General features: G+C 63.8%; 1 protein-coding gene and 1 pseudogene. One reads left to right on the top strand and one right to left on the bottom strand.

What is annotated here, in order from left to right:
* Window positions 1-303: pseudogene (locus HMPREF9538_RS30455) on the bottom strand (hypothetical protein); the annotation flags it as partial.
* Window positions 304-391: 88 nt separating this feature from the next.
* Between HMPREF9538_RS30455 and HMPREF9538_RS05815 the strand changes: the two are divergent.
* Window positions 392-1,819 (top strand): PLP-dependent aminotransferase family protein, encoded by a 1,428-nt coding sequence (locus HMPREF9538_RS05815; protein ID WP_002891980.1) that lies wholly within the window; start codon window positions 392-394, stop codon window positions 1,817-1,819.
* Window positions 1,820-1,840 lie beyond the last annotated feature (21 nt).

Raw genomic sequence — 1,840 nt, 5'->3', positions numbered from 1 at the left:
CCCCCCCCCCCCCCCCCCCCCCGGGGGCGGCGGGCCGGCCAGCGGGGCGCCCCCCGCCAGTCCCAGCACGATGACATTGCTCACCGTGCCGAGCCCCGGCATTTGCCGGATCGGGATCCACAGCAGCAGTACCGCCGCGCCGGTCAGGATAATCACCGTACCGAAACTGATCCCCAGCTGTTTAGCCACCCCGAGATGGAAAACATCCCACGGATCGGCGCCGAGATTGGCATGCACGAAGAGCGCCGTGGACACGCCGTAAAGCACCAGACCAATATATAACTGCAGCAGGCGACGAAGCATATTTTTTCCTCAACATCATTGCGAATGCCCTCATCATCAGCAAAAATGGACTGATAATTAATGGCCAGTTTTGGAAAAGTGGATCGCTATGTCAGCCCGACGCTTTGGAACCCAATCGCTGGTACGCCTGCTCGGCAACTGGCAGGAGACCAGCTCACGCACGCCGCTATGGCGCCAGCTGGCGGAAGCGCTCCGCCTGCTGATCCTTGATGGTCGCCTGACGCTGCAAACGCGCCTGCCCGGCGAGCGCGAGCTGGCGGCGGCCCTGAACGTCAGCCGGACCACCATCGCCAGCGCCCTCGGCCAGTTGCGGGAGGAGGGCTTTCTCTACAGCCGCCAGGGGAGCGGGTCACGCATTGTTTTGCCGGAACGCCCCGCCGATCTTCCTCTGCCTGCCGGCATCTCATCTACGCTTAATCTCTCTACTGCCGCCCTCAGCGCCGGGCCGGAGGTCCATCAGGCCTTCCAGCACGCTATGACCCTGCTGCCGCCCTATCTCGCACAGACTGGCTATGACCAGCAGGGGCTGCCGGTGCTGCGGGAGGCGATTGCCCGGCGCTACAGCGAACGCGGTCTGCCGACGCGGCCCGATGAGGTGATGGTGGTCAACGGCGCCCTCAGCGCCTTCGCGCTGATCCTGCGCCTGTTCACCGGGCCGGGCGATCGGGTGGTTATTGACGCCCCCACCTATCCGATGGCCATCAGCGCCATTCAGGGCGCCTCCTGCCGCCCCGTCGGGGTTGCGCTTCCGCAGCAGGGATGGGACTGCGATGGACTGGCGGCGACTATTGCGCAGACTGCGCCGCGGCTGGCGTGGCTGATGCCGGATTTTCACAACCCCACCGGACGCTGTATGGATGCCCCCACCCGCCAGCGGGTTGCGGACATCGCCGCCAGGACGCGAACAACGCTGGTAATCGACGAGACCATGGCCGACCTTTGGTATAACGCGCCGCCGCCCCCGCCGCTGGCCAGCTTCAATCCCGATGCCGCGGTGCTCACCATTGGTTCGGCCGGGAAAAGCTTCTGGGGGGGACTACGTATCGGCTGGATCCGCGCCAGCGCGCGGACCATCGCCTCGCTTATTCAGGCCCGCGATTCGCTGGATTTGGGTACGCCGCTGCTGGAGCAACTGGCCTGCAGCTGGCTACTGGAAAATGCCGCCACACTGCTGCCGCCGCGGCGGAATATGCTCAAGGCGCGCCGGGACATGTGCGAAACGCTGATGGCGGAATATTTTCCCCGCTGGCGGTTTTCGCCACCGGAAGGTGGGCTCTCTTTTTGGGTGGAACTTCCTGACATGCTGGCCACCCTGTTCTCTGCGCGTGCGGAAAGCCAGGGGATCCATATCGGCACCGGTACGCGGTTTGGGCTGGAAGGGGCGTTCGATCGCTATTTACGTCTGCCGTTTACGCTGCCGGATGAAGCATTGCGCCGGGCCTTCTCCACGCTACAACCGCTGTGGCAAAGCCTTGCTGAACAGAAGGAAAATACACGTTTGCGAAAAATAATATAAGAAAATAGCGAAGGGGGGGGG

The sequence above is a fragment of the Klebsiella sp. MS 92-3 genome, from assembly GCF_000195655.1.
In the GTDB taxonomy this organism is placed as follows: Bacteria; Pseudomonadota; Gammaproteobacteria; order Enterobacterales; family Enterobacteriaceae; genus Klebsiella; species Klebsiella pneumoniae.
Note: the sequence above shows the minus strand (reverse complement) of the source record. Positions and strands in the feature narration are given on the sequence as shown.